21 protein-coding genes, 2 tRNA genes, 4 rRNA genes and 1 pseudogene are annotated in these 23364 nt (G+C 43.7%); 15 read left to right on the top strand and 13 right to left on the bottom strand.

The genetic code is table 11. The annotated features are described in order from the left end of the window. The first annotated feature begins 1 nt into the window (after position 1). Complete coding sequence (locus MBUR_RS12270; RefSeq protein WP_048063425.1) at positions 2 to 214, top strand: ATP-binding protein; 213 nt, start codon at positions 2 to 4, stop codon at positions 212 to 214. A 39-nt stretch (positions 215 to 253) separates the two neighbouring features. Here the strand turns inward: MBUR_RS12270 and MBUR_RS12265 are convergent, their stop codons facing one another. Then, on the bottom strand, positions 254 to 1741 hold the full coding sequence (locus MBUR_RS12265) for a cobyric acid synthase (protein WP_011500349.1): 1488 nt from the start codon (positions 1739 to 1741) through the stop codon (positions 254 to 256). A 76-nt stretch (positions 1742 to 1817) separates the two neighbouring features. Between MBUR_RS12265 and cbiT the strand changes: the two genes are divergently transcribed. Genes cbiT through MBUR_RS12230 form a run of 7 tightly spaced genes read left to right on the top strand, consistent with a single transcriptional unit; the run spans position 1818 to position 6150 of the window. Beyond that, on the top strand, positions 1818 to 2369 hold the full coding sequence (gene cbiT, locus MBUR_RS12260; RefSeq protein WP_011500348.1) for a precorrin-6Y C5,15-methyltransferase (decarboxylating) subunit CbiT: 552 nt from the start codon (positions 1818 to 1820) through the stop codon (positions 2367 to 2369). Positions 2370 to 2423: 54 nt separating this feature from the next. Further along, positions 2424 to 3035 (top strand): cobalt-factor II C(20)-methyltransferase, encoded by a 612-nt coding sequence (locus tag MBUR_RS12255; protein WP_011500347.1) that lies wholly within the window; start codon positions 2424 to 2426, stop codon positions 3033 to 3035. Positions 3036 to 3048: 13 nt separating this feature from the next. Continuing rightward, complete coding sequence (gene cobM / locus MBUR_RS12250; protein ID WP_011500346.1) at positions 3049 to 3780, top strand: precorrin-4 C(11)-methyltransferase; 732 nt, start codon at positions 3049 to 3051, stop codon at positions 3778 to 3780. 23 nt (positions 3781 to 3803) lie between these two features. Beyond that, positions 3804 to 4286, top strand: a complete 483-nt coding sequence (locus tag MBUR_RS12245) for a cobalamin biosynthesis protein CbiG (RefSeq protein WP_232221911.1) — start codon at positions 3804 to 3806, stop codon at positions 4284 to 4286. Next, complete coding sequence (locus MBUR_RS12240) at positions 4286 to 4639, top strand: cobalamin biosynthesis protein (protein WP_048063424.1); 354 nt, start codon at positions 4286 to 4288, stop codon at positions 4637 to 4639. The genes MBUR_RS12245 and MBUR_RS12240 overlap by 1 nt, the downstream gene beginning before the upstream one ends. Beyond that, positions 4608 to 5411 (top strand): precorrin-3B C(17)-methyltransferase, encoded by an 804-nt coding sequence (cobJ, locus tag MBUR_RS12235; protein WP_011500345.1) that lies wholly within the window; start codon positions 4608 to 4610, stop codon positions 5409 to 5411. The genes MBUR_RS12240 and cobJ overlap by 32 nt, the downstream gene beginning before the upstream one ends. After that, positions 5401 to 6150: a precorrin-8X methylmutase gene (locus tag MBUR_RS12230; protein WP_011500344.1), complete on the top strand. Its 750-nt coding sequence runs from the start codon at positions 5401 to 5403 to the stop codon at positions 6148 to 6150. The genes cobJ and MBUR_RS12230 overlap by 11 nt, the downstream gene beginning before the upstream one ends. A gap of 111 nt (positions 6151 to 6261) precedes the next feature. Here MBUR_RS12230 and MBUR_RS12225 read toward each other — a convergent pair whose 3' ends face one another. The 12 genes from MBUR_RS12225 to MBUR_RS12170 all read right to left on the bottom strand — a co-directional run bounded on the left by MBUR_RS12225 (position 6262) and on the right by MBUR_RS12170 (position 16388). Further along, a complete protein-coding gene (locus MBUR_RS12225; RefSeq protein ID WP_011500343.1) occupies positions 6262 to 6906 on the bottom strand; it encodes a cytochrome c biogenesis CcdA family protein in 645 nt (214 codons plus the stop codon). A gap of 48 nt (positions 6907 to 6954) precedes the next feature. Continuing rightward, a complete protein-coding gene (locus MBUR_RS12220) occupies positions 6955 to 7452 on the bottom strand; it encodes a thioredoxin family protein (RefSeq protein WP_011500342.1) in 498 nt (165 codons plus the stop codon). Positions 7453 to 7601: 149 nt separating this feature from the next. Next, a complete protein-coding gene (locus tag MBUR_RS12215; protein WP_011500341.1) occupies positions 7602 to 8282 on the bottom strand; it encodes a 2,5-diamino-6-(ribosylamino)-4(3H)-pyrimidinone 5'-phosphate reductase in 681 nt (226 codons plus the stop codon). Between the two features lie 70 nt (positions 8283 to 8352). Beyond that, positions 8353 to 9204 carry a CBS domain-containing protein gene (locus tag MBUR_RS12210; protein ID WP_011500340.1) on the bottom strand — a complete coding sequence of 284 codons (852 nt, stop codon included), beginning with the start codon at positions 9202 to 9204 and terminating at the stop codon, positions 8353 to 8355. A 23-nt stretch (positions 9205 to 9227) separates the two neighbouring features. Beyond that, the gene (locus MBUR_RS12205; RefSeq protein ID WP_011500339.1) at positions 9228 to 9680 is read right to left on the bottom strand and encodes a universal stress protein; all 453 of its coding nucleotides are present in this window, start codon (positions 9678 to 9680) and stop codon (positions 9228 to 9230) included. Between the two features lie 12 nt (positions 9681 to 9692). Then, positions 9693 to 10805 (bottom strand): amidohydrolase family protein, encoded by a 1113-nt coding sequence (locus MBUR_RS12200; RefSeq protein WP_048063423.1) that lies wholly within the window; start codon positions 10803 to 10805, stop codon positions 9693 to 9695. Between the two features lie 155 nt (positions 10806 to 10960). Further along, positions 10961 to 11081, bottom strand: a 5S ribosomal RNA gene (gene rrf / locus MBUR_RS12195). A 122-nt stretch (positions 11082 to 11203) separates the two neighbouring features. After that, positions 11204 to 11275, bottom strand: a tRNA-Cys gene (locus MBUR_RS12190). Positions 11276 to 11467: 192 nt separating this feature from the next. Beyond that, positions 11468 to 11588 (bottom strand): 5S ribosomal RNA (gene rrf / locus MBUR_RS12185). A gap of 70 nt (positions 11589 to 11658) precedes the next feature. After that, positions 11659 to 14586, bottom strand: a 23S ribosomal RNA gene (locus tag MBUR_RS12180). A 146-nt stretch (positions 14587 to 14732) separates the two neighbouring features. Continuing rightward, positions 14733 to 14805: transfer RNA gene (locus MBUR_RS12175), tRNA-Ala, on the bottom strand. A 107-nt stretch (positions 14806 to 14912) separates the two neighbouring features. Further along, positions 14913 to 16388 (bottom strand): 16S ribosomal RNA (locus MBUR_RS12170). The 16S, 23S and 5S rRNA genes sit together here with 2 tRNA genes alongside, the layout of an rRNA operon. A gap of 665 nt (positions 16389 to 17053) precedes the next feature. Here MBUR_RS12170 and hisS point away from each other — a divergent pair. From hisS to glmS, 7 genes and pseudogenes are all read left to right on the top strand, one after another. Further along, positions 17054 to 18187, top strand: a complete 1134-nt coding sequence (gene hisS, locus MBUR_RS12160) for a histidine--tRNA ligase (protein WP_011500337.1) — start codon at positions 17054 to 17056, stop codon at positions 18185 to 18187. Positions 18188 to 18199: 12 nt separating this feature from the next. Then, positions 18200 to 18289: pseudogene (locus MBUR_RS14750) on the top strand (His/Gly/Thr/Pro-type tRNA ligase C-terminal domain-containing protein); the annotation flags it as partial. A 5-nt stretch (positions 18290 to 18294) separates the two neighbouring features. Continuing rightward, positions 18295 to 18636, top strand: coding sequence for a hypothetical protein (locus MBUR_RS12155; RefSeq protein WP_011500336.1), 342 nt, complete (start codon positions 18295 to 18297; stop codon positions 18634 to 18636). Positions 18637 to 18683: 47 nt separating this feature from the next. Continuing rightward, complete coding sequence (locus tag MBUR_RS12150) at positions 18684 to 19415, top strand: hypothetical protein (RefSeq protein WP_011500335.1); 732 nt, start codon at positions 18684 to 18686, stop codon at positions 19413 to 19415. 156 nt (positions 19416 to 19571) lie between these two features. Continuing rightward, entirely contained in the window at positions 19572 to 20030 is a 459-nt protein-coding gene (locus MBUR_RS12145; RefSeq protein WP_011500334.1) for a 30S ribosomal protein S15, read from the top strand. 249 nt (positions 20031 to 20279) lie between these two features. Continuing rightward, positions 20280 to 21497 carry a bifunctional sugar-1-phosphate nucleotidylyltransferase/acetyltransferase gene (glmU, locus tag MBUR_RS12140; protein WP_011500333.1) on the top strand — a complete coding sequence of 406 codons (1218 nt, stop codon included), beginning with the start codon at positions 20280 to 20282 and terminating at the stop codon, positions 21495 to 21497. 11 nt (positions 21498 to 21508) lie between these two features. Continuing rightward, positions 21509 to 23353: a glutamine--fructose-6-phosphate transaminase (isomerizing) gene (glmS, locus tag MBUR_RS12135; RefSeq protein ID WP_011500332.1), complete on the top strand. Its 1845-nt coding sequence runs from the start codon at positions 21509 to 21511 to the stop codon at positions 23351 to 23353. Positions 23354 to 23364 lie beyond the last annotated feature (11 nt).

The raw sequence follows: 23364 nt of genomic DNA, 5'->3' as shown, positions 1-23364 counted from the left end.
ATTGTGTGACTTCTATATAAACGTTATCCTTTTCAATACATTAGAACAACTCGATTCATCAAGCACAAGGAAATTTGGAGGAACAGGCATCGGCCTTATTCTTGTGAAGAAATACCTTGATATGCTGGACGGGACAATCCTGGTGGAAAGTGAACCGGGACAAGGCTCAAGGTTCACATTCACAATGAAACCTGAAAAATCCTACGAAGAATAAAAAAAGAGAATAAAGAATTAAAGGAAGGAAATGACCGGATCAGACCTTTTCAGGCTCCAATCCGATCATACCATATATTTTATTCATGTCAAGATTTTCACGAGCAACATCTGCAAGTTCATCATAGGGATCCTTATCAGGAATCTCTTCTTCCTTGAACTCGAGACCCTTCTTTTCGAGAAGATAACTGATAAGTGCACGCCTTATGTTGACATTATCAAAGAGACCATGCAGATAGGTGCCTATAACAAGACCACTATCGTCTGCACAGCCATCATCGCCAAACACCGGTCTTTTTGATGAAGAAATGCCCATATGTATCTCATACCCCTTCACATCCTCACCTTTGATACTGTCAAAGATAGGACCACTTTCCTTAACGGTCTTGGTTACCTGAACCGTACGCTTTTCGTATGCATCGAAAACGGTCTCTATATCCAGAAGTCCAAGTCCATCCAAGCGAGCAGATTCACCACCTTCGATACCGGAATCAACAATGGATTTGCCTAACATCTGATAACCACCGCAGATACCAAGTATGGGAACCATGCCGTAAAAGGACTTGATCTTGTCAGCCATCCCACTCTCTACGAGGTCATTCAGATCACTGGTCGTGTTCTTTGTACCCGGGATGATGATCGCATCGGGGTTTCCAAGGTCATCAGAAAGGTCGACATACCTTACCTTTGCCATATGCTCAAGGGGTTCAAAGTCCGTGAAATTCGATATCCTTGTCAACCTTATTACTGCGATGTCAACATCATAGTGTTCACCGTCATCTGCAGATTTGTCACCGATGGATACCGAATCTTCAGAAGGTATACGAAGTTTGAAATAAGGCATTACACCAAGGACAGGGATCCCTGTGAGCTCTTCGAGTTCAGTCAATCCTGACTCCAATATAGCGGGATCGCCCCTGAACTTGTTTATGATCAGACCACGCACATTCTTGCGAACATCCTCTGGCAATAACTGGATCGTCCCATACAAACTTGCAAAAACACCACCTCGTTCAATATCACCAACGAGGATGATAGGAGCATCGGTTATCCTTGCTGTCCCTATATTGACAATATCACGGTCATACAGATTAATCTCGGCAGCACCACCTGCACCCTCCATCACAATAAGATCATATTCAGCCTCAAGTCTTTTAAGAGCACCTTTTAATACATCGTGGGTCTCTTCAATGGAATCATAGTATGCACCCGCACTTTTATCAGCATAGGGTTCGCCAAGAAGTATAACTTGTGAGACACGATCGCCTTTTGGTTTAAGAAGAACAGGATTCATATCTGCCGTAGGTTCAACTCCCGCAGCTTTTGCCTGTATCGCCTGTGCAATACCGATCTCTTTACCATCCACCGTAATCCATGAGTTCAGGCTCATGTTCTGTGCCTTAAAAGGTGCGACTTTGTGATCAGCAGAGAATATGCGACACAGAGCCGTCACTATTGCACTTTTACCAACATGTGAGGCTGTACCCAATACTAACAGATGTTTTTTATTAGCGTTATTTGCAGTCATTCACAACAACCTTTTATGTGACAACGTTTATTATGCTATATCTAATTAACTCCAATTTACTTTAGTTAGGTGAAAAATGTCAGAACTATTGCACATAAGCGGAGGCCCTACAAAGCCAGAGGTCATTGCGATCTCATTATCAAAACTTGACCTGAAAGATGGAATCACGTTCTATGATGTCGGTTGTGGAACAGGTGCCGTGTCCATCGAAGCTTCAAAGACTGCACGGAATTTCAAAGTCGTTGCTATCGATGCAAGAGAAGAAGCTATTGAGGTTTCAAGGACGAATTTCAGGAATTTTGGCATTGATGATGTCACATTAATACACGGAGAATCATCAGAAGCCATAGACAAGAATGCTGATATTGGGTCTATTGACTGTGCATTTGTTGGCGGCACCAAGAACATATCCAAAGTGTTGGATGTGCTCTATGAGAAAAAGACAAGAAATATTGTTGTCAATGCTGTAAGGATAGAAACCGTGGTAACCACAATGAACAAGATGAAAGAACTTGGCATATTTTCAGAAGTTGTTCATGTGACCATTACAAGAGGATATGAGCTTACTGGCGAGACCATGTTCAAGCCTGAAAATCCTGTATATATAGTAGTAGGAAAACTTTCTTAATGCTTAATAAAGTTGACATTAGGTACGATATATTAAATTTATGGAGATAGAAATATGTTGATAGGAGTAGGACTTGGACCAGGTGACCCGGAGCTTCTTACACTTAAAGCGGTGAATATTCTTAAGAATAGCGATAAGGTGTATGTGCCAGGGAACATGGCTGCAAAACTTGTAAAGCCATATGCAACCCCAGAAATATTGGATTTCCCAATGCTCAGGGATTATGATGTGCTGAACGAAGTGTGGAAGAAGAATGCAGACATTATTGCAGATGAAGCAAGGAACGGTACTGTGGTGTTCGGCCTTATTGGAGACCCTAATTTCTTTTCTACGTTCACACATTTAAAACGTGTCATGAACAAACATTATCCTGACGTAGAGACCTCTACAGTCCCGGGGATCAGTTCGATCACATCTTTTGCCGCAAGGGCCGATGCTGAAGTTGACACTTCGTTCGAGGTCAGCGATGGTTCTGAAACAAAGCACAAGATCAGGCTTAAAGCAAACCGTCCAAGGCAATTGATCGAGGAATTCAGCGAGGAAGGATATACAGATTTCATCTTTGCAGAGAGATTATTCTCCGACAAAGAGGTCATTATCAAGAACCGCGAAGACATCCCCGAAAAAGGAAACTATTTCAGCATTGTTTATGCTAAGAAAGATTAAAACAGGTGTTTTCATGACAGATAAAGTTGTTACTTTTGTGGGTGCCGGTCCGGGTAACCCAAAACTTATCACATTACTCGGCAAGGAAAAGCTGGAAGAGGCAGACCTTGTGGTATATGCAGGTTCACTTGTGAACCCTGTTGTCGTGGACTACTGCAAGGGAGAAAAGGTTGACAGCTATGGTCTTACCCTTGAAGACATATCCAAGAGGATAGCAAATGCCCTGGAGGAAGGAAAGAAAGTAGTTCGCCTCCACAGTGGAGATCCATCCCTTTACGGTAACGTTGTTGAACAGATGGAAGAGCTGAAGACGTACGGTGTTACAGTGGAACGTGTTCCAGGAGTTTCTTCCGTGTTCGCAACTGCTGCAGCACTCAATACACAGCTTACCCTCAATGGTGTTTCTGACACACTTATTATTACACGTCCTGCAGGAAAGACCCTTGAAGAAGATAAACTCAAGGAACTTTCAAGGCACAACGCAACAATGGCGGTCTTCCTTGGAACTCAGAAAATAGAGGAGATCATGGAAAAGGTAGAGTATTCAGATGATACTCCAGTGGCTGTTGTTTTCCACGCATCATGGCCAGACCAGAAGATCATTTACGGAACTGTTGCCGATATTGCAGAGAAGGTCAAGGAAGCAGGCATCATACGCTCTGCCATGATCCTCATTGGCGGCGTAGTAGACCCTATCGATTACAGGAGGTCACACCTATACGGAGTGGCACAAGAACCGCTGTAATCACATTTGAACGTAACCTCGATGTGGCAAACAAACTTGCAGACCACATCGAGGCAGATGTGATAATTTACAAGAAGGATATCTTCAAAGACATATTTGAAGAATATCAGGCAATAGTAGCTGTGTTTGCAACAGGTATCGTTGTGCGGGAGATAGCACCACTTATAGTAGATAAGTGGGAAGATCCTGCCATAGTGGTAGTCGATTCTAACCTGAACTTTGCCATTCCACTGCTAGGAGGACACCACGGTGCCAATGAGCTTGTGAGAAAGATCTCCGAGATAGGAGTGATACCTGTTATCACAACAGCTACTGAAGTACACAATCGCAATTCTGTCGAAGGTATTGCGGCAAAGCTCGGATATGACATAGTCAACAGGGAATCTACAAGAGATGTGAATTGTGCCCTGCTCGATCAGGATGTTGAAGTCCTGGAAATAAAGGGACCAAAGATCGTTATTGTGGATAATGATGTATCTGTCCTGAAAAAAAAGGCGGAGCATTAATGTACTTAGGCATAGGCGCCCGCAGAGGAGTGTCATCCGAAGAGGTCATCAATGCAGTGAACTGCGCATTGGAAGAAGTGGAAAGGGACATGAGCGAAATAAAGATGTTCGCTTCATCTATACTTAAAGAAAACGAGACCGGACTGATAGAAGCCATCAAAGAAATGGGATTTGAGATCAAGTTCCTGCCTGATGATGTTCTGAACAGTTTTGATGTCCCGTCTGATTCACAGGCGAGCCGCTTTGGGCTCAAAGGTGTTGCCGAGCCGGCAGCGTTAGCATTATCTGATAATAAGAAATTGATACTGAAAAAAAAAGTATATGGAAGGATCACAATTGCAATCGCAGAATGAAAATGAAAATGGGAAATTATTCATCATCGGCATCGGACCAGGCTCTGTAGAACAACTTACCATCCGTGCCAGAGATGTCATACTGAACTCCGACTACATTGTCGGTAACGGCACTTATCTTGACCAGATGGCAGAACTTCTGGACAAACAGAAGATAATCCGCAGTGCAATGGGAAAGGAAGTAGACCGTGCTAAGAAAGCAGTGGAACTTGCAAAAGAGAACAAGGTCGTTTCCATGATAAGCGGCGGCGATGCCAATGTTTACGGCATGGCAGGTCTTGTAATGGAAGTTGCTGAACATGCTGATCTTGAAGTTGATGTGGAGGTCCTTCCGGGAGTCACAGCAATTACCGCCGGAGCAAGTGTGCTTGGTGCACCTATTGTAAATGACTTTGCCGTCATAAGTCTTAGTGACCTGCTGACACCCTGGGAAGTTATCGAGAAACGCTTGAATGCAGCCGCATCAGCAGATTTCGTTATCTCGCTTTACAACCCAAAGAGCAGACAAAGGCATTCCAATTTCTCAAGGGCTATCGACATCATCAAACAGCATAAAGACGGAAGCGTACCCGTAGGACTTGTCAAGAACGCACTTCGCGGAGAAAGTCAGGACTACATCGTTACAACTCTTGAAGAAGTGCTTGACCACAACGACTGGGTTGACATGAGCACAATGATAATCGTCTGTAATGCTGATTCACGCATCTGGAAGAGCAAGAACGGCGAAAAGATAATAACACCTAGGGGGTATCAGAGGAAATATGACTACTGAAACTAGCAGTAAGAAGGACATACCTGAACTTGAAGATCTGGTAGAGATGACGGTCAAGATCGACCCAGAGCTCATAGAAGGATGTTCAGATTCAGGCGCTCGCACCGATGAAGCAAAGACCATCTACATGACCAGTCGCCGCATTGCGCATGACCTGATCGTGAAAGGTGAAAAAGAAACACCCGAAGAACGTGTCACCCAGCGTTGTGTGATCTCCACAGGCGACCCATCTATTGCTGATATCATGCGCTATACAGACGATGCAATAGAAGCTGGTGTTAAAGCCATCAAGAACGGAGCTCCGATCTTTGTAGATATCAATATGGTCAAAGCCGGAGTTACAAAGAAAGGGCATGATTGCGAAGTGATCTGCGTCCTTGATGAGGACCAGAACGCAGAAGTTGCTAAAAAGTATGGCATTACAAGAACTGCTGCTGGATTCCTTTTAGCAAGGGACAGGATTGAAGGTTCTATTGTGGCTATCGGAAATGCACCTTCCGCAGCTCTTGCTGTGTGCAGGATGATCGAGCACGGCATCAAACCGGCACTTATAGTCGGAACCCCTGTCGGTTTCGTCAACGCCGCAGAATCCAAGGAAGAGATCCGTAAAATGGAGGTCCCATCCATCACATGTGTAGGTACACGTGGCGGAACGCCCATGGCCGTAGCTTGTGTCAATGAACTTGTGGCTCTTGCAAAGGAAAGAGATGAGTGCAAGTGCTGTTGTGAGTGTGAGTAAATCTACTCACATCTCTTATTAATTTTAAAATTTATTATTGGTCAATTAACACATTGATCTTCCTAGATTCTATTTTTAGCAGTCATATGAGTGGATTAGATCCATCTAGGCTCATAGCCTTATGAGCACATTATTGTAAAGCATCCACATACCGACTAATACCAGGATGAATCCAACTACTTTTTTAAGATACATATCGTACTTTGCGATCATGCCCAGCTTTGACGAGGAAATATTCGCAGAGTAAGCAATTAATAACATTGGGATACCAAGACCCATTGAATATACGAACAACAGGAAGGCACCGTAGAGAAGATCACCCTCAATCGCGACCAGAGATAAGATCGAAGCCAGTATTGGACCTACACAAGGTATCCATATGATACCTAAGGAGATACCAAGGAGCAAACCACCCATTAAGCCGTTCTCTTTGAACTGTTTTCCCGAAAGTCCGCCAATTGAGTTGAAAGTCCCAAGATCAAAAAGCAAGGTCAACCCCATCAATATGACAATTATACCTGCAAATGCAGTAAGGTAGATGAGATATTGCTGAAAAAGCGAACCAAAGACAGATGTTATTATCCCCATGAATACGAATGATAAGGATAGACCGGATACTATCGCAAGAGGTCTTAGTTTACCTTTTGAAGTAGAGTAAGCAAAAATAACAGGCAATAAAGGAAGAACGCAGGGAGATAATATGCTGATCACCCCTGCTATAAATGCTGCTAATGGTGTAGCTCCTCCAAGATCCATAAAAATCATCCCCATAAGTAAAAGATAGGTTATCTGAAATAATTTCACTTATTCACTCGTATTTGCATGATACTCGATCGCATGATCAAGTACCGTTTCAAGAACAGATATATCGACATATCCCAGAATCCTTGCTTTGTTACGAGAAGTATCGATCACACCATCACGCCTCATGAACAAATAACTTCCATCTTCGATACCTGCTATCACCGTGGTATCAGGAATTGAATAATATTTGAACTGTGCGGCAAGACCAGATGTAATCCCTGAATCAATGTACATTATGGTCGCTCTGCCTTCATAGTCCATTGCAAGCTCATCGAGAACAGGGTCAAGTTGAGTGCATGGAGGACACCATTCAGCACCGATCTTTAAAAGCACAGGCCCGTTTACCAGTGCATCATCTATCTGTTGCTTTTCGGTTACAAGGATAGCATCGCGGTCATTTGCATCATATTCCGCATCAATAGGAGTGACATCTGAAACACATCCTGCAAGAAGAACTGACAGAGTAAGTAAAGTAATAACGAGAGCTTCTAATTTCATAGATACCACCAACCAGGATCAATTATTTTGTAGAACATTTTTATTGAATACAATAATTATGAACATTTTTTCATTTAAAGGTTATGCATAGTTCACACACGTGCCCCCAAAACCGTGTGGATAAAAAAAAGCATTGATGCTCCGAAGAGTCATTTATTAAGTACTTTCCATTTGAGCAATACGCCTTCTTCAATGGTTTCAGAACTTATCAATTCCAGAGGCAGAAAATCACCTTTGAGGAAACCTTCCCCATCAACGAGAGTTGGAGAGCTATTGCCACCTATGAAGATATTACCTATAAAAGAGAATACCTCATCCACAAGACCATTGGAAAGCAAACCCCAGTTGAGAGTTGCACCGCCTTCGACCATCAATCTCTGAATGCCCATTGAACTTAGCTGGCCCATGAGCAGGACAAGATCGACCTTTTCATCCCCTGCGGTGATAATTGTTGCTTTTTTTGAAAGAGCATCTACCTTTTCTTTAGGTGCAGAGCTTGAGACGGCAACAATGCGCATACCAGTTCCCTTTTTAAAGATATCAGCATTCAGAGGTGTTCGGGCTTTACTATCCACAATTATACGAACAGGATCCTCATCAAGTCCTTTGTTCTTGCGTGTGTCGCGACGATATCGAGATTTTACAGTCAGACTGGGATCATCTGCGAGAACCGTACCTATCCCCACCATTATCGCATCTGATGATGCACGAAGCTCATCCATCCTATCAAAGTCGATATCTCCAGAGATACGTACCTGTTTTCTCTCTTTGGTAGATATTTTACCATCGGCAGACATTGCAGAATTTATGAATGTAAACGGTCTGTTCATGTAAAGCACATCCAATTAATAAATTAAAAAAGTATCGAAAGGAGAAAACCTCCTTTCAAAATATCTAAGATCACGCGTTAAGGATGGCTTTTAAAAGATAGCGATCCCTCAAAAGACCTATGAATTTCTGGTTTGCACTAACCACTGGAACCTGATCGATCCTATTCCTTTTCATCTTAAGTGCACATTCGCTGACACCCATATTACTTGATGCTGAGATCAACTCCTTGACCATGACATCTTTAACAGGCACTGAAGGAACCTTTATCCTTGAGACACTGTAATAAATGCTCATGGTATCCCTCATACTTTCCCAAGTCCATTCATCATCATCTGCACCTGCAGACATGTTGGACACTTCCACAGAGTCTTCAATGACACTTGCACTTATGATATCACGGTCGGTGATAAGACCTACGATATCGAGATTGGTGTCAATAACAGGAACTGCTTTTACATGTGCCAGCTCCATGTTCCTTGCCACAACGTGGAGAGGGGTCTCATACCAGACCGGACCTACCCCGGAATTGAGATATTCACTTATAGGAGTGGTGATATTCAAATCCACCAGACTGCCCACTACATCAGCAACAGTGATAAGTCCTACAAGTTTTTCATTTTCCACGACAGGTAACCTTCTAATACCGTGCTTCAAAAGGATGTGTGCTGCTACAGATAGGTCCTCATCAGGACTTATTGAAATTGGATCGCGCACCATTAAAAGGGCTAATTGTTCCTCTGTTGGTTTTTTCAAAAGATTGGAACGACTTACAATTCCAACCAATTTGTTATCCTTGATGACTGGAAGTCCTGAGACCTTCTTGTCTTTCAGAATAGAAAGAACCTCATCTCTTGAACCAGGAAGAGAGATGCACGCAACGTCCTTAACCATAATATCTCTGACCAGTGTTTCCTTAGGCATGTTCAATTAACCTCAATATAAATTTATTCGTTTTTTTCTCCACGTACAACGAGTACGGGCACTTTAGAATTACGAGTTACTTTTTCAGCAACACTTCCAAGGAGGAACCTATCAATTCCAGTTTTACCAAGTGTACCGATCACAATCATATCGATGCCATTTTCTTCTGCAAATTTGATTATCTCATTGCTAGGATGTCCTTCCAGAACAGTAGATTCTAATTCCAGTCCTTGAGATCTAGCAAACTCTTCAACTTGCATTGATGCATTTTTACCTTCTGTTTCCAAAAGTTCATACATCATTTCCCATCCGGCATCCATTGGTATAGAAGCAAACGCAGCTGTATCCACAACATATACAACATACAACTTTGCCCCACTCAATTTCGCAAATTCAACACCATATGATATTGCTTTTTTGTTCTGTTCAGAACCATCGGTTGCTACCATTATCTTCTTGTACAGTTCGCTAGTCATGTTACCTCACCATCATTTGTTTGTATGTATAATGGATAAAATATCGTCTGGTCTACCCCTTCTGACCATTCCGCTTATCGGATCACTTATACCAACCAGATTGTTGGAATTGCCATTCAAGATCATAAGATCTGCTTTATTGCCTTTCTTAATGGAACCTGTATTTTCAAGTCCCAGAAGTGATGCTCCATTTAGCGTACACATCTTAAATACTTGTCTATCCTCAAGACCGAAAACCTTGGATAAGACCTCCATTTCAGAGAACATATTGACTGAATTGAGCATTACATTGTCAGTTCCAACACCTACATTCACTCCTTCCTCCAACATTCCACAAATTGGGGCCATACCCGCATCAGTTATAAAGTTGGAACGTGGACATACAACTATAGGAATATTGGATTCGGATATTGCCTGCAGATCGGAACGCATTGCCTTTGTCATATGAATTAGAATGTCGGGATCCAGTGAAATTGCTTTTTCGATATCAGTGTTGTCTTTTTCTCCTGCATGTATCGCAAACAACTTATTGAAATCCTTTGCTTTTCGTTTGGACTTGATGAGGATATCCATATCGAGGTCGTTTGTCCCACTCATCCCAAGACCATCTGCATGTTGCAGTATCCTGTCAAGTTCAGACATAATTTCATCAAGTGGTCGGTCAGTGCATTTTGGTCTTCCAAATATGAGATGGTCTATATCCTGATCAGAAACTGCCTCTTCCAGTGCAAGAGCACCGAGAACACCACCCTCCCTGAAATCTGCAAATGCGGAAGTGCCTGTTTGTAACATATCTTGTATGGTCATTCGCATAGATCGGACCAGATCAGGATAAGATGTATTTTCAAGTATCTTATGTTTTAGTCCACCCGGTGGCCGTACAAGAGCATCAAGATCTTTGGATACTTTAAAATTATTACATTCCCCGAGTACAGGGTCCTTACAAATAGAATCACCAATATGCGTATGGGAATTTATAAAACATGGGGCTATGATGTTATTGCTATCCGTGGGTTCTTCGCCGATTTCGGAAATGACCCCATCTTCGATACAAATATACCCATCAATTGATTCAAACTCATCCCCATATATTATGGTACCAGAAATTATCCGTTCACATGACATTGTAAATGATAAATATATAGATAAAAGTAGATATAATCTATGATTGAAGTTACGCATATGTATTTACAGAATACACTGTTTTGATTTTGCAAGGATTGATCTATAGCTGTTGCTTTTTAAGCTAAACATTAAGAAAAGCAACTTAATAAGAGTGAGCATAGCAGCGATGCAGATTTCCCGAAGACTCTCGTACTTCAGTACAATAAACAACGTGGGCAGACTTATCTTCTGTGTTCGGATGGGAACAGGAGTTGCCCTGCCACTATGCCCGCCATACTCTTATGTTAATGAATAAAACCAAGGTCCAAATCCAGATTAGCGCTTCTGGAGCGCGCGACCTTTGAGCTTTGCTCAAGAGGTCAGGATTTTAAGTCAGACCCTCTTATTTTAATGAATAAAGCCAAGGTCCGGATTCGAACCGGAATGGTATCGCTCTGCAGGCGATTGCGTAGCCGCTCCGCCACCTTGGCAATTGGGATGTATTCCCTAGTAGGTAAAACATGCATATAAACTTTTACCTTGTGACAAATATAGGTACTGCGAAGTGATTCTGATAGACATGATGTCTGTTAGAATGAGATCAATTACCATTGTAAATGTTGTCAGACAGAGTTACAACTATTGAGTTAAAGATCAGTCAAGAAAAAAGTTGAATAGAGTGAGCATAGCAGCGATGCAGATTTCCCGAAGACTCTCGTACTTCAGTACAGTAAACAACGTAGGTAGACTTATCTTCTGTGTTCGGATGGGAACAGGAGTTGCCCTACCACTATGGCCGCCATACTCATTCAAATTAATGGAATGGAATCATGTATGATCATATTACATATCAGATTTCGCCCGGACAAAGCGAGAAGGATGAGGCACGGATATTAGTAAATGCGGACTGAACACCTCGTTGCCTTGGTGCTTACATCCCATTCCTATCGATCCGGTCTTTTACCGGAACCCTTAAAGTGGTCTCTTTTTAGGTTAGATTTCGAGCTTAGATGCATTCAGCTCTTATTCCTTAGCGCGTAGCTGCTCGGCAGTGCCTTGTCAGACAACCGATCGACCAGTGGCGCCGTTGCTCTGTTCCTCTCGTACTAAAAGCAACTTACCCTCAGACCACATACACCTCTAGTAGATAGTAACCGACCTGTCTCACGACGGTCTAAACCCAGCTCACGATCTCCTTTAATAGGCGAACAACCTCACCCTTGGCTGCTGCTGCACAGCCAGGATGGAAAGAACCGACATCGAGGTAGCAAGCTGCCGGGTCGATATGTGCTCTTGCCGGCAACGACTCAATTATCCCCGGGGTAACTTTTCTGTCATCTTTAGCCCGCACCAAGCGGGACATAAAGGTTCGCTAGAACCGACTTTCGTCTCGTGATCCACTACTGTGCTGAATCACGTCAGGCTAACTTATGCTCTTGCACTCTTCAGTAGGTTTCCGACCCACTTGAGTTAACCATTGCGCGCCCTTGATATCTTTTCAAGGGCGTCCCGCCCCAGGCAAACTGCCCACCTATCGGGGTCCTCCTCACGGAGTGAGGGTCGTAACTTTGGAAGGGTAGTGTCCCAATTGCGACTCCACCGATGCTGGCGCACCGGCTTCGACGTCTCCTACCTACACTGTACATCCAAAATCACAACCCAGCGACAGGCTGCAGTAAAGCTCCACGGGGTCTTCACTTCCCCCTAGAGGTCTCTAGACTCTGCACTAGAATGTAAGCTTCACCGGACTCTGGCTAGGGACAGTAGAACTCTCATTGATCCATTCATGCAAGTCGCCAATTAAGCGACAAGGTACTACGCTACCTTAAGAGGGTCATAGTTACCCCCGCTGTTTACAGGCCCTTCATTCCGTTGAACCGAAGTTTCAGGTACCTGCACTGAGCAGGATTCAGAGATCGTACTAGCCCTTACGGGTTTGCGATCTCCTATGTTGATATTAGACAGTTAGAGTTCCCTGGTCACTGCGACCTGCCGTCTTCACGGCAGGCACTCCTTCTCCCGAAGTTACGGAGCCAATTTGCCGAATTCCCTTAGCCAAATTATTCCGACACGCCTTAGCCTTTTCAGCTAGGGGCACCTGTGTCAGATCTCGGTACGGATATTCAACTCCCTTTTCACGGGTTCCGGGGTGCAGCCGACTTTCGTCATAACATATTCGTCTGCTTCTCGCCATTACGGCTCTCCACAGATTTAGATGCTTAAACGGCGCGACAGCGCCGCTCAGCCTGCCCCAAAACGTCAGTTTTATTGTTGAATAGTACAGGAATATTAACCTGTTTCCCTTTTGATGTACTCGAATTACGGTACAACTTAGGACCGACTAACCCTCGGCTGACGATCATTGCCGAGGAAACCTAGCCCCTTCGGCGGTTAGGATTCTCACCTAACTATGCTGCTACTATTACCAGGATTTTCGTTTCCGCTCGGTCCACAGGACTTCACAGCCCTGCTTCTACCCAAACGCAACGCCTTCCTACGAGATTACCTTACGGTACTCCGTGGTATCGGTGGTCGACTTGAGCCCCGTCCATTTTCGGGGCCCCAAACCTCGACTGGTGGGCTGTTACGCACTCTTTAAAGGATAGCTGCTTCTAAGCTAACCTTCCAGCTGTCTAGGGCTTGGGACGCCCTTTAGTATTAACACTTAGTCGACACTTAGGGACCTTAACCACGGGCTGGGTTGTCTCCCTTACGGACTACAGGCTTACCCCAGTAGTCCGGACTCCAACCTTCTACGACGACGGTGGGTTCGGAGTTTGACAGACGGATGAGGAATTTCTTCCCCAGGGCCATCAATCAGTGCTCTACTCCACCGACTATCTCCAGTTAGGTCATGCTACGACATGTTTCGGAAGGAACCAGCTGATGCCGGGTTAGATTAGCCTTTCACTCCGAGACGCAGGTCACACGAATGATTTGCAGATCAATACCGCTTGCGGTCCTCCACGTAGCTTTCGCCACGCTTCAACCTGCCCACGCCTAGATCACCCGGCTTCGGGTCGTAACTTAGTGACTCCACGCACTTGTATACGCCGCGTCTCACCCGTAAAGGTTGCACGCATGTTGCTTTCGCTTCGGCTTCCCAGATAAAAGGTTAGCCATCGCCACTTAGTTACACTCCCTGGCCCGTTCTTCAAAACGTATGATATGACATCGGCATTAGAACTCGTACTACAACCTCGCGGTTGATTCCTTCGAACTAAAGATCCTTTCATGCCATATCGCTCCATCACCATCAGGTTTCAGGCACTTTTAACCTCCCTTTTGGGGGTACTTTTCAGTTTTCGGTCACCCTACTATTTCGCTATCGGTCTCAAGACGTATTTAGTTTTGGAAGTTGGTGCCTCCCAAATTCTCGCGTGATTTCCAACACACGATACTCAGGAACATTTCCAATTCCTCTTTTCATTGCTTACGTGACTATCACACTCTATGGTCTAACGTTCCAGAAAAGTTCAGCTAAGAAAAGATAGGAATCTTAGAAAGTTCCTATAACACCACATCTCCCTCACATTACTGGAGGGATTCAGTTTGAACTGTGCCGTGTTCATTCGCCATTACTAACGGCATCTCTTCGATTTCTCTTCCTGCCCCTACTAAGATGTTTCAATTCGGGGCGTTCCCGATCATTACTGATCAGCACAAATGTGCTAAGAGGTCTCATTAGGAAATCTCAGGTTCATAGGTTCCATGCACCTACCCTGAGCTTATCGCAGCTTGGCACGTCCTTCATCAGCGCTTGAGCCGAGCCATCCACCTGACGGCATAATTACCAGAGTCCATCTCACTTTGTCCAGTGAGCGTCTGATATGTAATATGTATACATGATCTCATAGTACCTGATATGGGGTATCAGGCACATCCATCCTTCCCAAGCAACATTACTTGCTCGGTGCACTTGATGATTGTGAATCTTAATTGATCCAATGGACTTGTAGGGATTCGAACCCTAGGCCTCCGCCTTGCAAAGGCGGCGATCTTCCAACTGATCTACAAGCCCCTGAGAACTTTCCAGCGAATCTCAGTTCATTGAAAGTGGTTTGTTGAATTTGGCAGTTTATCGATTTCTGACTGATAGCGGTGATCCGCTTTGTGCGGATCTTGCTTAGGAGGTGATCCAGCCGCAGATTCCCCTACGGCTACCTTGTTACGACTTAACCCCCCTTGCGAAATTTAGGTTCGAACACGGCACTAAGTCCGTGCCCTCACCCATACCTCACTCGGGTGGTTTGACGGGCGGTGTGTGCAAGGAGCAGGGACGTATTCACCGCGCTATGTTGAAACGCGATTACTACGGATTCCAGCTTCATGAGGACGAGTTACAGTCCTCAATTCGAACTACGGTTGGGTTTAGGAGATTGCCATCACCTTTCGGTGTAGGAACCCATTGTCCCAACCATTGTAGCCCGCGTGTAGCCCGGGAGATTCGGGGCATACTGACCTACCGTAGCCCGCACCTTCCTCTGGTTTAGCACCAGCGGTCCCCACAGAGTACCCATCATCCCGAAGGACATGCTGGCAACAGTGGGCACGGGTCTCGCTCGTTGCCTGACTTAACAGGATGCTTCACAGTACGAACTGACGACGGCCATGCACCTCCTCTCAGCGATTCAGGTAAAGTCTTTAGCTTGACCTACATTTTGCTGTCGCCCCCGGTGAGTTTTCCGGCGTTGAGTCCAATTAAACCGCAGGCTCCACCCGTTGTAGTGCTCCCCCGCCAATTCCTTTAAGTTTCAGCCTTGCGGCCGTACTTCCCAGGTGGTTCGCTTCACGGCTTCCCTACGGCACCAGAAGCGGTCGCACCGCCCCTGACACCTAGCGAACATCGTTTACGGCTGGGACTACCCGGGTATCTAATCCGGTTCGTGCCCCCAGCTTTCGTCCCTCACCGTCGGACCCGTTCTGGTAAGACGCCTTCGCCACTGGTGGTCCCACAGGGATTACAAGATTTCACTCCTACCCCTGTAGTACCTCTTACCTCTCCCGGTCCCAAGTCTGACAGTATTCCCCGGAAGCCTAACAGTTGAGCTGTCAGATTTCCCGAAGAACTGATCAAACCGGCTACGGACCCTTTAGACCCAATAAAAGTGATTACCACTCGGGCCGCCGGTGTTACCGCGGCGGCTGGCACCGGTCTTGCCCGGCCCTTGCTAACACATGCCGTTTACACATGTGGACAGCCAACATAAATGCTGGCACTCGGTGTCCCCTTATCGCGGTTTCCCGCATTGTAAAGATTTCGCGCCTGCTGCGCCCCGTAGGGCCTGGATTCATGTCTCAGAATCCATCTCTGGGCTCTTGCTCTCACAACCCATATCCGTCGTAGGCTAGTAGGTACGTTACACCCACTACAACCTGATAGACCGCAGATCCATCCTTAGGCAACCGAAGTCTTTTGATCAAAAAGCATTCCAGCATATTTGACCTATTCGGAATTATCTCCAGTTTCCCGGAGTTATGCCAAACCTAAGGGCAGGTTATCCACGTGTTACTGAGCAGTCCGCCATGTTCACGAAGAACATATGACTCGCATGGCTTAGTCGAACACCGATAGCAGTAACCTCTGGCAGGATCAACCAGAGTTTGTTGTTAAAGCACACTAATTGGAAGTTAAACTTAAAAATTGTCGGAAAAGAACACTCTAAAGTGAATTAGAGAGTTACTTATTCATGCACAATTTCGATTAGTTCTCGATAGATAGATTTACACTATCAGTCAGAATTAATCGAACTGCCAAATTCAACGTCAGACCAAAAAAGCTCCGGTCTCCACTAAATAATATTAAATTGAAGGTGATTGAAAGTCCACCCATTGAGTGGATTTCCTTAAACTCCTCCATGCTATATATACCTTCCGAATAGGAAAGCACAACCACATTTTTGACAAATGTGAGTCCAGTCATGAAAGAGCATAAACGTTTTTTGAACCCTCATCCTGATCGTACCGAAAACGGCACCAATCAGCTCAATGAGAGCACCCCTAACACTACGCTCTCATATTTATAGATTGTGTGTCAATGGATAACATGGGTTTATATGTAACCTGTATATTGTACATTACACAAAATATATATTTATAGAAGTGCTGCTAAATTATCGATTTCAAACAATATGAAGCAATAATCGAAAATATAAAATACATCATTCAGTTACTATAGACACAACCATTATTGGTCCTACATACTATACACTAACAAAGAACGTAGTACCACACATAACACAATTACTATTCATCAGGATTCGATCAAAATGAAAGTCAGCAAACCAAGAGGGACAAGGGACTTCCTTCCAGAAGAGACCGCTCGCAGAAGAAACATCGAGAACATAATGAGAAATGTGGTCAACAAATGGGACTATAAGGAAGTTATCACCCCCACCTTTGAGAATCTGGAGCTATTCACCCTCAAATCAGGAGAAGGTGTTATCGGTGAACTCTACAATTTCAACGACAAGGGCAACAGGAACATGGCATTACGCCCTGAACTTACCGCACCGGTAATGAGAATGTACGTCAACGAAATGCAGGCGACCCCAAAACCACTCAAGCTATTCTATTTCGAGAATTGCTTCCGTTATGAAAGACCACAAAAAGGAAGGTTCCGAGAATTTTGGCAGTTCGGTGTCGAAGTTATCGGTAGCAACCGCGCTGATGCAGATGCTGAGATAATTGCCCTTGCAACCACCATGCTCAACGCAGCAGGCATCAAAGGCGACCTTCACGTAGGTCACTTAGGAATAATCCGCCATATACTCAGAGAGCTCGAACCAGAGCAACAAAGCAAAATAATGCGCCTTGTGGACAAAAAGGACGACTCCGGTCTCGAAGAATACTTTGAAGAAATAAACGCCCCGGTAGAGCTTAGAAGAAATCTACTTGAGCTGATATGCATCACAGGCACCGATGCAATAACAAAAGCAAGAGAAATATTAGGAGACATCGAAGAAATAGACAAATTTGAGCAGCTCCTGACATTCCTCAACGCATACGAGATCGATTATTCTATCAACCTAGGCATAGCAAGAGGCCTTGACTACTACACCGGAATGGTTTTCGAAATATATGCAGAAGGACTTGGCGCACAAAATCAGGTCTGCGGAGGAGGTTCATATCAATTGATCTCATTATTCGGCGGCGGAGATGTACCATCTACCGGATTCGGACTTGGATTCGACCGTATAATGGAAGTGTGCGAAATAATGCCTGAAAAACAGAAGAGCGTAGTTGTAATATCCACCGATGAAACGCGTATCGATGCCATCCAGGTCACAACAAGCCTGCGAAAAGAACTAACCGTATATCTAGATATCATGCAGCGTAACTTCAAAACACAACTATCCCATGCCAACAACATTGAAGCAGATTACGCAGTCATAGTAGGATAGAAAGAGGTCGAGTCCGGCAAGCTAACCGTAAAGAACATGGAAACCGGTGACCAATCACAACTACCACTAGATGAAGCTATCGAATTCATCAAAAACAACTAAAAATAATGTTGCCGACAAAAATATCACTAAAAGAACATGAGAGGGCGGACGATTCCCTGCCCCTTCGATTTGCAATAACCGCTATTCTGGTCTTGCTGATAATGGCCCTTGCAATCACTGCAATGGCCGACTTGAAAGAAAAAGCGAATGAAGATAGCGCACTCATAGAGATCAGCAAGATCGTGCATAACTCAGAACAGATATATTTCCGCGGCACAGGATCTACAATATATGTAGACATCGATATCCCGGATGACGTGAACATACATATGGGAACATCACCCGACAACACCCCCTTGGCCATCCAACGCCAACAATTACTACATCCAGACAGGAAGTCATTATAGAACATTCCAGCACCAATGGAACGAGTAGTCTGCTAGATAAACTAATAGTGGGATCATCTGCCAAACCATATTATAAGCAGCATAATCACCGCACATTTGCAGAAATAATAGCAGAAGATCTTATCCTAACGTTATCGATCGACAATAGCAGCACCATACAAACGGTCGATCCAATAGCCATATCTCACAAAGAACAGACTCGTATTGCAATCGATACATACCTAGACAAATGCATAGCAGGAAGATATAGCTACCAACTTCATACAACGTGGGAGCCAGTTGAGGGATATCCACTCAAAAGCTCGATCTCGGTCGGCATCAAGCCGCAAATAGATGCAGTAAAACAAAGTTCAAGGGTGACACTGCCAACAAATAACAGACCATCAAAAAGCTACTTACTGGGTACAATTAACGACACGACCCTCACGACACATATCAACTCCTCGAACACAACTAAATTCGGCACATATTATGATGGTTTCAACAAAACTATCGATGCTGCCGCACTGTCATCAGCACAGATGATACCCCATACAGCGTACCCTTTTGAATTCAACAACACAATAACAATTACAGAACAAGATATGATCCGAGCAAACCAAAAGAATATTGCGAACTATCTGAAAAACAGCATGTCAGAGGAAATAAATGATACAGTATCCCAAATGGCAACTACCAATGATATCAATAAGATTAGACAACTCCGGGACGAAAAGATAGAATCCATCTATAATAAGATCAATAAAGGATACGTTGATATCACCCTGTCCATATGGTAAAAAAGACAATAACCTTTATATTAAATGTCAAGCGTATTAAGGTCACTTCGCCAAAGTACCGATTCAAGTTAATGTTCCCAACGTTCCTTTAACTTGAGCACAAACTCAAACCAATAATATATTGAATATCACATTATAATTATCAGGAGGAATGCTATGGCTAAAATGCATACCCGTACAAAAGGAAAATCCGGTTCAACAAAACCGATCAGATCAGAATCACCAGCATGGTCCACAGCAACAACAGAAGAGATTACAAAAGTAGTACTTGACCTCTGGAAACAGGGCAACTCTACAAGTGTAATTGGAATGGTACTCAGAGACAACTATGGTGTACCTGACGTTAAACTCGCAACAGGAAAGAAGGTAACAGAAATCCTGAGAGACAACAGCGAGGAACCAAACGTACCTGAAGACCTCTACAACCTAATTGTAAAGGCTATCGGATTGCGTAAACACCTTGTAGTTAACAACAAGGATGTACACAACAAGAGATCATTGCAGTCAGCTGAATCAAAGATCAGAAGGCTCGTGAAATATTACCAGTCTACAAAGGTACTCCCTATTGACTGGAAATACAAACCAGAAACTGCAGAAATGTTGATCACAAGATAAGTGGCCTGGCCACTCTTGTCAATTTATTGATGTTCGGCTCATGCCGAGCATCTAATTACTTTTTTAAACTTATCATATTCATTATACAGTATGCTCAGCATAGCACATCCCATCACCCTCGCTACACAACTACCTCACCCGCTTGCAATCTTGCCATTCCCATAGCTTCAGCTATACAGACTCCCTAATTGGATTCTCAAAAATCTCTAAAAGGCAAGATATAAATTCATAGAATGACCACTACTAGACATGAAAGCTGTAATTCTGGCTGCCGGAGAAGGATTACGTTGCAGACCACTCACACTGACACGTTCAAAGGTTATGCTTCCCGTCGCAAATAAACCAATCATCGAGCATGTAATTGACTCGCTCGCAAAAAACGAGATAAAGGACCTTATACTTGTAGTAGGTTATGAAAAAGAACGCATAATGGACTATTTTGAAGATGGGATCGATTTTGGGATTAACATAACATATGTTCACCAGAAAGCACAACTTGGAACAGCACATGCCATAAAGCAGGTTGCAGAGTTAATGGGAGAAGAAGATGAAACATTCCTTGTTCTAAACGGGGACAATGTAATAGAAGCAAACACCATAAAGGACCTTCTTGATAACCATAATGGAAATGCGACAATCTTAACAGCAAGAAAGGAAAACACTCGCGGATATGGAGTCATCGTTTGTGATGGCAAAAAAGTGAAAAAAATAGTTGAAAAACCTACCGCTGAAGTAAGCCATGTGATAAACACAGGCATATACATGTTCGACCAGAATATTTTTGAAAGGATCGAGCAAACCCCCATATCTCAAATGGGAGAATTCGCAATAACAGATACATTACAACAGATGATCGATGATGGCCTCCAGGTAGACCATACAATAACAAATTCATTATGGATCGATGCCGTTTTTTCATGGGATATATTAAAAGACAATTCGATCGTTCTTGATAGGTCCAAAGATTATGGAATAAAAGGTACTGTTGAAGAAGGTGCCATAATTCGAGGAAATGTTAGTATTGGAAACAATACAATAATAAGATCAGGATGTTACATCGTAGGACCTGCCATTATCGGAGACAATTGTGAAATCGCGCCAACCGTGGTCATCCTCCCATCCACAACAATAGGCGACAACGTAACCATAGGCTCATTCTCCCACCTACAGAACAGCATTATCATGAACAATACCAGAATAGGAAATCATTCACACATATCCAACTCTGTGATCGGAATGAATAATTCCATCGGCCCTTACTTCATCACAGAGGACAAAGAGAACATCAAGATAGAACTGGAAGACGATATCCAAACAGCTGAAAAGTTGGGAACTATCACAGGTGATGACACAATTATCGGCCACGGAGTACTTGTCAAAGCCGGAGTAATGATATCATCGAACTGCAACATAGATTCAGGAAAGATCATATCCCGCAATTTGCCTGAAAATTCCATTGTGATCTAAGAGGTAGTAAAATGTGTGGAATTATAGGATACGTGGGAACACAGAATGCAGCACCCATATTAGTAGAGTCATTGAAAAAGCTGGAATACAGAGGTTATGACTCCGCAGGCATAACACTACTAAATAAAACCATAGACACATACAAGACCATTGGTAAAATAAATGACCTTGAAAAAATACTCAAAGACGATATAAAGGGGAACATCGGCATCGGACACACTCGCTGGGCCACACATGGAGTACCAAGTACCATCAACTCCCACCCACACAACTCAGGCAACATATCAGTAGTTCATAATGGGATCATTGAGAACTATCTGAGCATAAAAGAACAATTACAAAAAGAAGGATATACATTCCTCTCTGAAACTGATACAGAGGTCATTGCACATCTTATACATTCAAAATTATATGGCAGTGCAACCAACACTAAAAAGATATGCGACTTTTTCACTGCACTTCAACAAGCACTAAAAGAATTAGAAGGATCATATGCAATTGCAACTGTTTGCAGCAGCGAACCTGATACCATGCTGGCAGCCAGAAAAGATAGCCCCTTAATAATAGGTATGGGCAATGGTGAATATTATGCAGCATCGGATGTTACAGCTTTTTTAAGCCACACAAAAAAAGTAGTTTTTGTGGATGACCTGAACATCGTTAAAATGCAGCCAAATGGAGTAGAATTTTACGATATAGACGGAAACGTGATTGAAAAAGAAACGACTACCATCAACTGGGATATCGAAGCAGCAGAAAAGGCAGGCTATGAACATTTCATGCTTAAAGAGATACACGAGCAAGCGACTTCTGTTTATGACACGTTCGCAGGAAAGCTATCCGAACTTGATGGTTCAGTCAATCTGGAAGAATTGAACATATCCGATGAAGATATCAGGAATATTGACAGGATCGAGATAATTGCCTGCGGAACATCATGGAATGCAGGACTTCTCGGAAAATATCTTTTTGAGAAACTTGCCGGAATACACACTGATGTAGATATCGGTTCAGAGTTCCGATATGGCAATCCGATAATGAGAAACAATGTCCTTTCAATTGCCATAACACAATCCGGTGAAACAGCAGACACCCTCGCCGCCGTCAAAAGCTGCAAAGCCTACGGTTGTAATTCCATTGCCATAACCAATGTTGTCGGCAGCAGCATAACAAGAGTTGTAGACAGCGTTCTTTATACAAGAGCAGGACCGGAAATCGGAGTTGCCGCTACAAAGACATTTACCGCCCAACTTATAATTCTTTACTTACTTTCCATACGTTTTGCAAGGACCAGAGGAACCATCAACACAAATGAAGCGAAGGATCTGCTGATAGAACTTAAAAGGATTCCGGGAAAGATACAGAAGATATTGAACCGCAAAGCAGAGATCCGTGAATGTGCTGAGATCTTCGCAGAAGAGAGGGATTATTTCTTTGTTGGAAGAAATGTGAATTACCCTGTTGCACTAGAGGGTGCACTAAAGCTTAAAGAGATATCATATATACATGCAGAAGGCTTTGCCGGTGGAGAATTAAAGCACGGACCACTGGCCCTTCTTGATGAGGGAACCCCTGTTGTCGCAATTGCTACAAAGGGGCATGTCTATGACAAGATATTGAGCAACATAAAGGAAGTAAAAGCCAGAGAAGCCAGAGTCATTGCCGTAGCAGAAAAAGGTGATACGGAGATAGAGAAATATGTTGACTATGTACTGCGCATTCCACCGACACATGAAATGCTTGCACCAATACTGTCATCCGTTGTACTGCAATTGCTTGCATATTATACCGCCCTTGCAAAGGATTGCTCTATTGATAAGCCAAAGAACCTTGCAAAAAGCGTAACCGTAGAATAAGAAAAAATGGA

Source organism: Methanococcoides burtonii DSM 6242 (genome assembly GCF_000013725.1).
In the GTDB taxonomy this organism is placed as follows: Archaea; Halobacteriota; Methanosarcinia; order Methanosarcinales; family Methanosarcinaceae; genus Methanococcoides; species Methanococcoides burtonii.
Note: the sequence above shows the minus strand (reverse complement) of the source record. Positions and strands in the feature narration are given on the sequence as shown.

Excerpts from the sequence above, each read along its gene's own strand:
- MBUR_RS12265 (WP_011500349.1), bottom strand. The coding sequence starts at position 1,741 with ATGACTGCAAATAACGCTAATAAAAAACATCTGTTAGTATTGGGTACA.
- cbiT (WP_011500348.1), top strand. The coding sequence starts at position 1,818 with ATGTCAGAACTATTGCACATAAGCGGAGGCCCTACAAAGCCAGAGGTC.
- MBUR_RS12255 (WP_011500347.1), top strand. The coding sequence starts at position 2,424 with ATGTTGATAGGAGTAGGACTTGGACCAGGTGACCCGGAGCTTCTTACA.
- cobM (WP_011500346.1), top strand. The coding sequence starts at position 3,049 with ATGACAGATAAAGTTGTTACTTTTGTGGGTGCCGGTCCGGGTAACCCA.
- MBUR_RS12240 (WP_048063424.1), top strand. The coding sequence starts at position 4,286 with ATGTACTTAGGCATAGGCGCCCGCAGAGGAGTGTCATCCGAAGAGGTC.
- cobJ (WP_011500345.1), top strand. The coding sequence starts at position 4,608 with ATGGAAGGATCACAATTGCAATCGCAGAATGAAAATGAAAATGGGAAA.
- MBUR_RS12230 (WP_011500344.1), top strand. The coding sequence starts at position 5,401 with ATGACTACTGAAACTAGCAGTAAGAAGGACATACCTGAACTTGAAGAT.
- MBUR_RS12225 (WP_011500343.1), bottom strand. The coding sequence starts at position 6,906 with ATGGATCTTGGAGGAGCTACACCATTAGCAGCATTTATAGCAGGGGTG.
- MBUR_RS12220 (WP_011500342.1), bottom strand. The coding sequence starts at position 7,452 with ATGAAATTAGAAGCTCTCGTTATTACTTTACTTACTCTGTCAGTTCTT.
- MBUR_RS12215 (WP_011500341.1), bottom strand. The coding sequence starts at position 8,282 with ATGAACAGACCGTTTACATTCATAAATTCTGCAATGTCTGCCGATGGT.
- MBUR_RS12210 (WP_011500340.1), bottom strand. The coding sequence starts at position 9,204 with ATGCCTAAGGAAACACTGGTCAGAGATATTATGGTTAAGGACGTTGCG.
- MBUR_RS12205 (WP_011500339.1), bottom strand. The coding sequence starts at position 9,680 with ATGACTAGCGAACTGTACAAGAAGATAATGGTAGCAACCGATGGTTCT.
- MBUR_RS12200 (WP_048063423.1), bottom strand. The coding sequence starts at position 10,805 with ATGTCATGTGAACGGATAATTTCTGGTACCATAATATATGGGGATGAG.
- hisS (WP_011500337.1), top strand. The coding sequence starts at position 17,054 with ATGAAAGTCAGCAAACCAAGAGGGACAAGGGACTTCCTTCCAGAAGAG.
- MBUR_RS12155 (WP_011500336.1), top strand. The coding sequence starts at position 18,295 with ATGTTGCCGACAAAAATATCACTAAAAGAACATGAGAGGGCGGACGAT.
- MBUR_RS12145 (WP_011500334.1), top strand. The coding sequence starts at position 19,572 with ATGGCTAAAATGCATACCCGTACAAAAGGAAAATCCGGTTCAACAAAA.
- glmU (WP_011500333.1), top strand. The coding sequence starts at position 20,280 with ATGAAAGCTGTAATTCTGGCTGCCGGAGAAGGATTACGTTGCAGACCA.
- glmS (WP_011500332.1), top strand. The coding sequence starts at position 21,509 with ATGTGTGGAATTATAGGATACGTGGGAACACAGAATGCAGCACCCATA.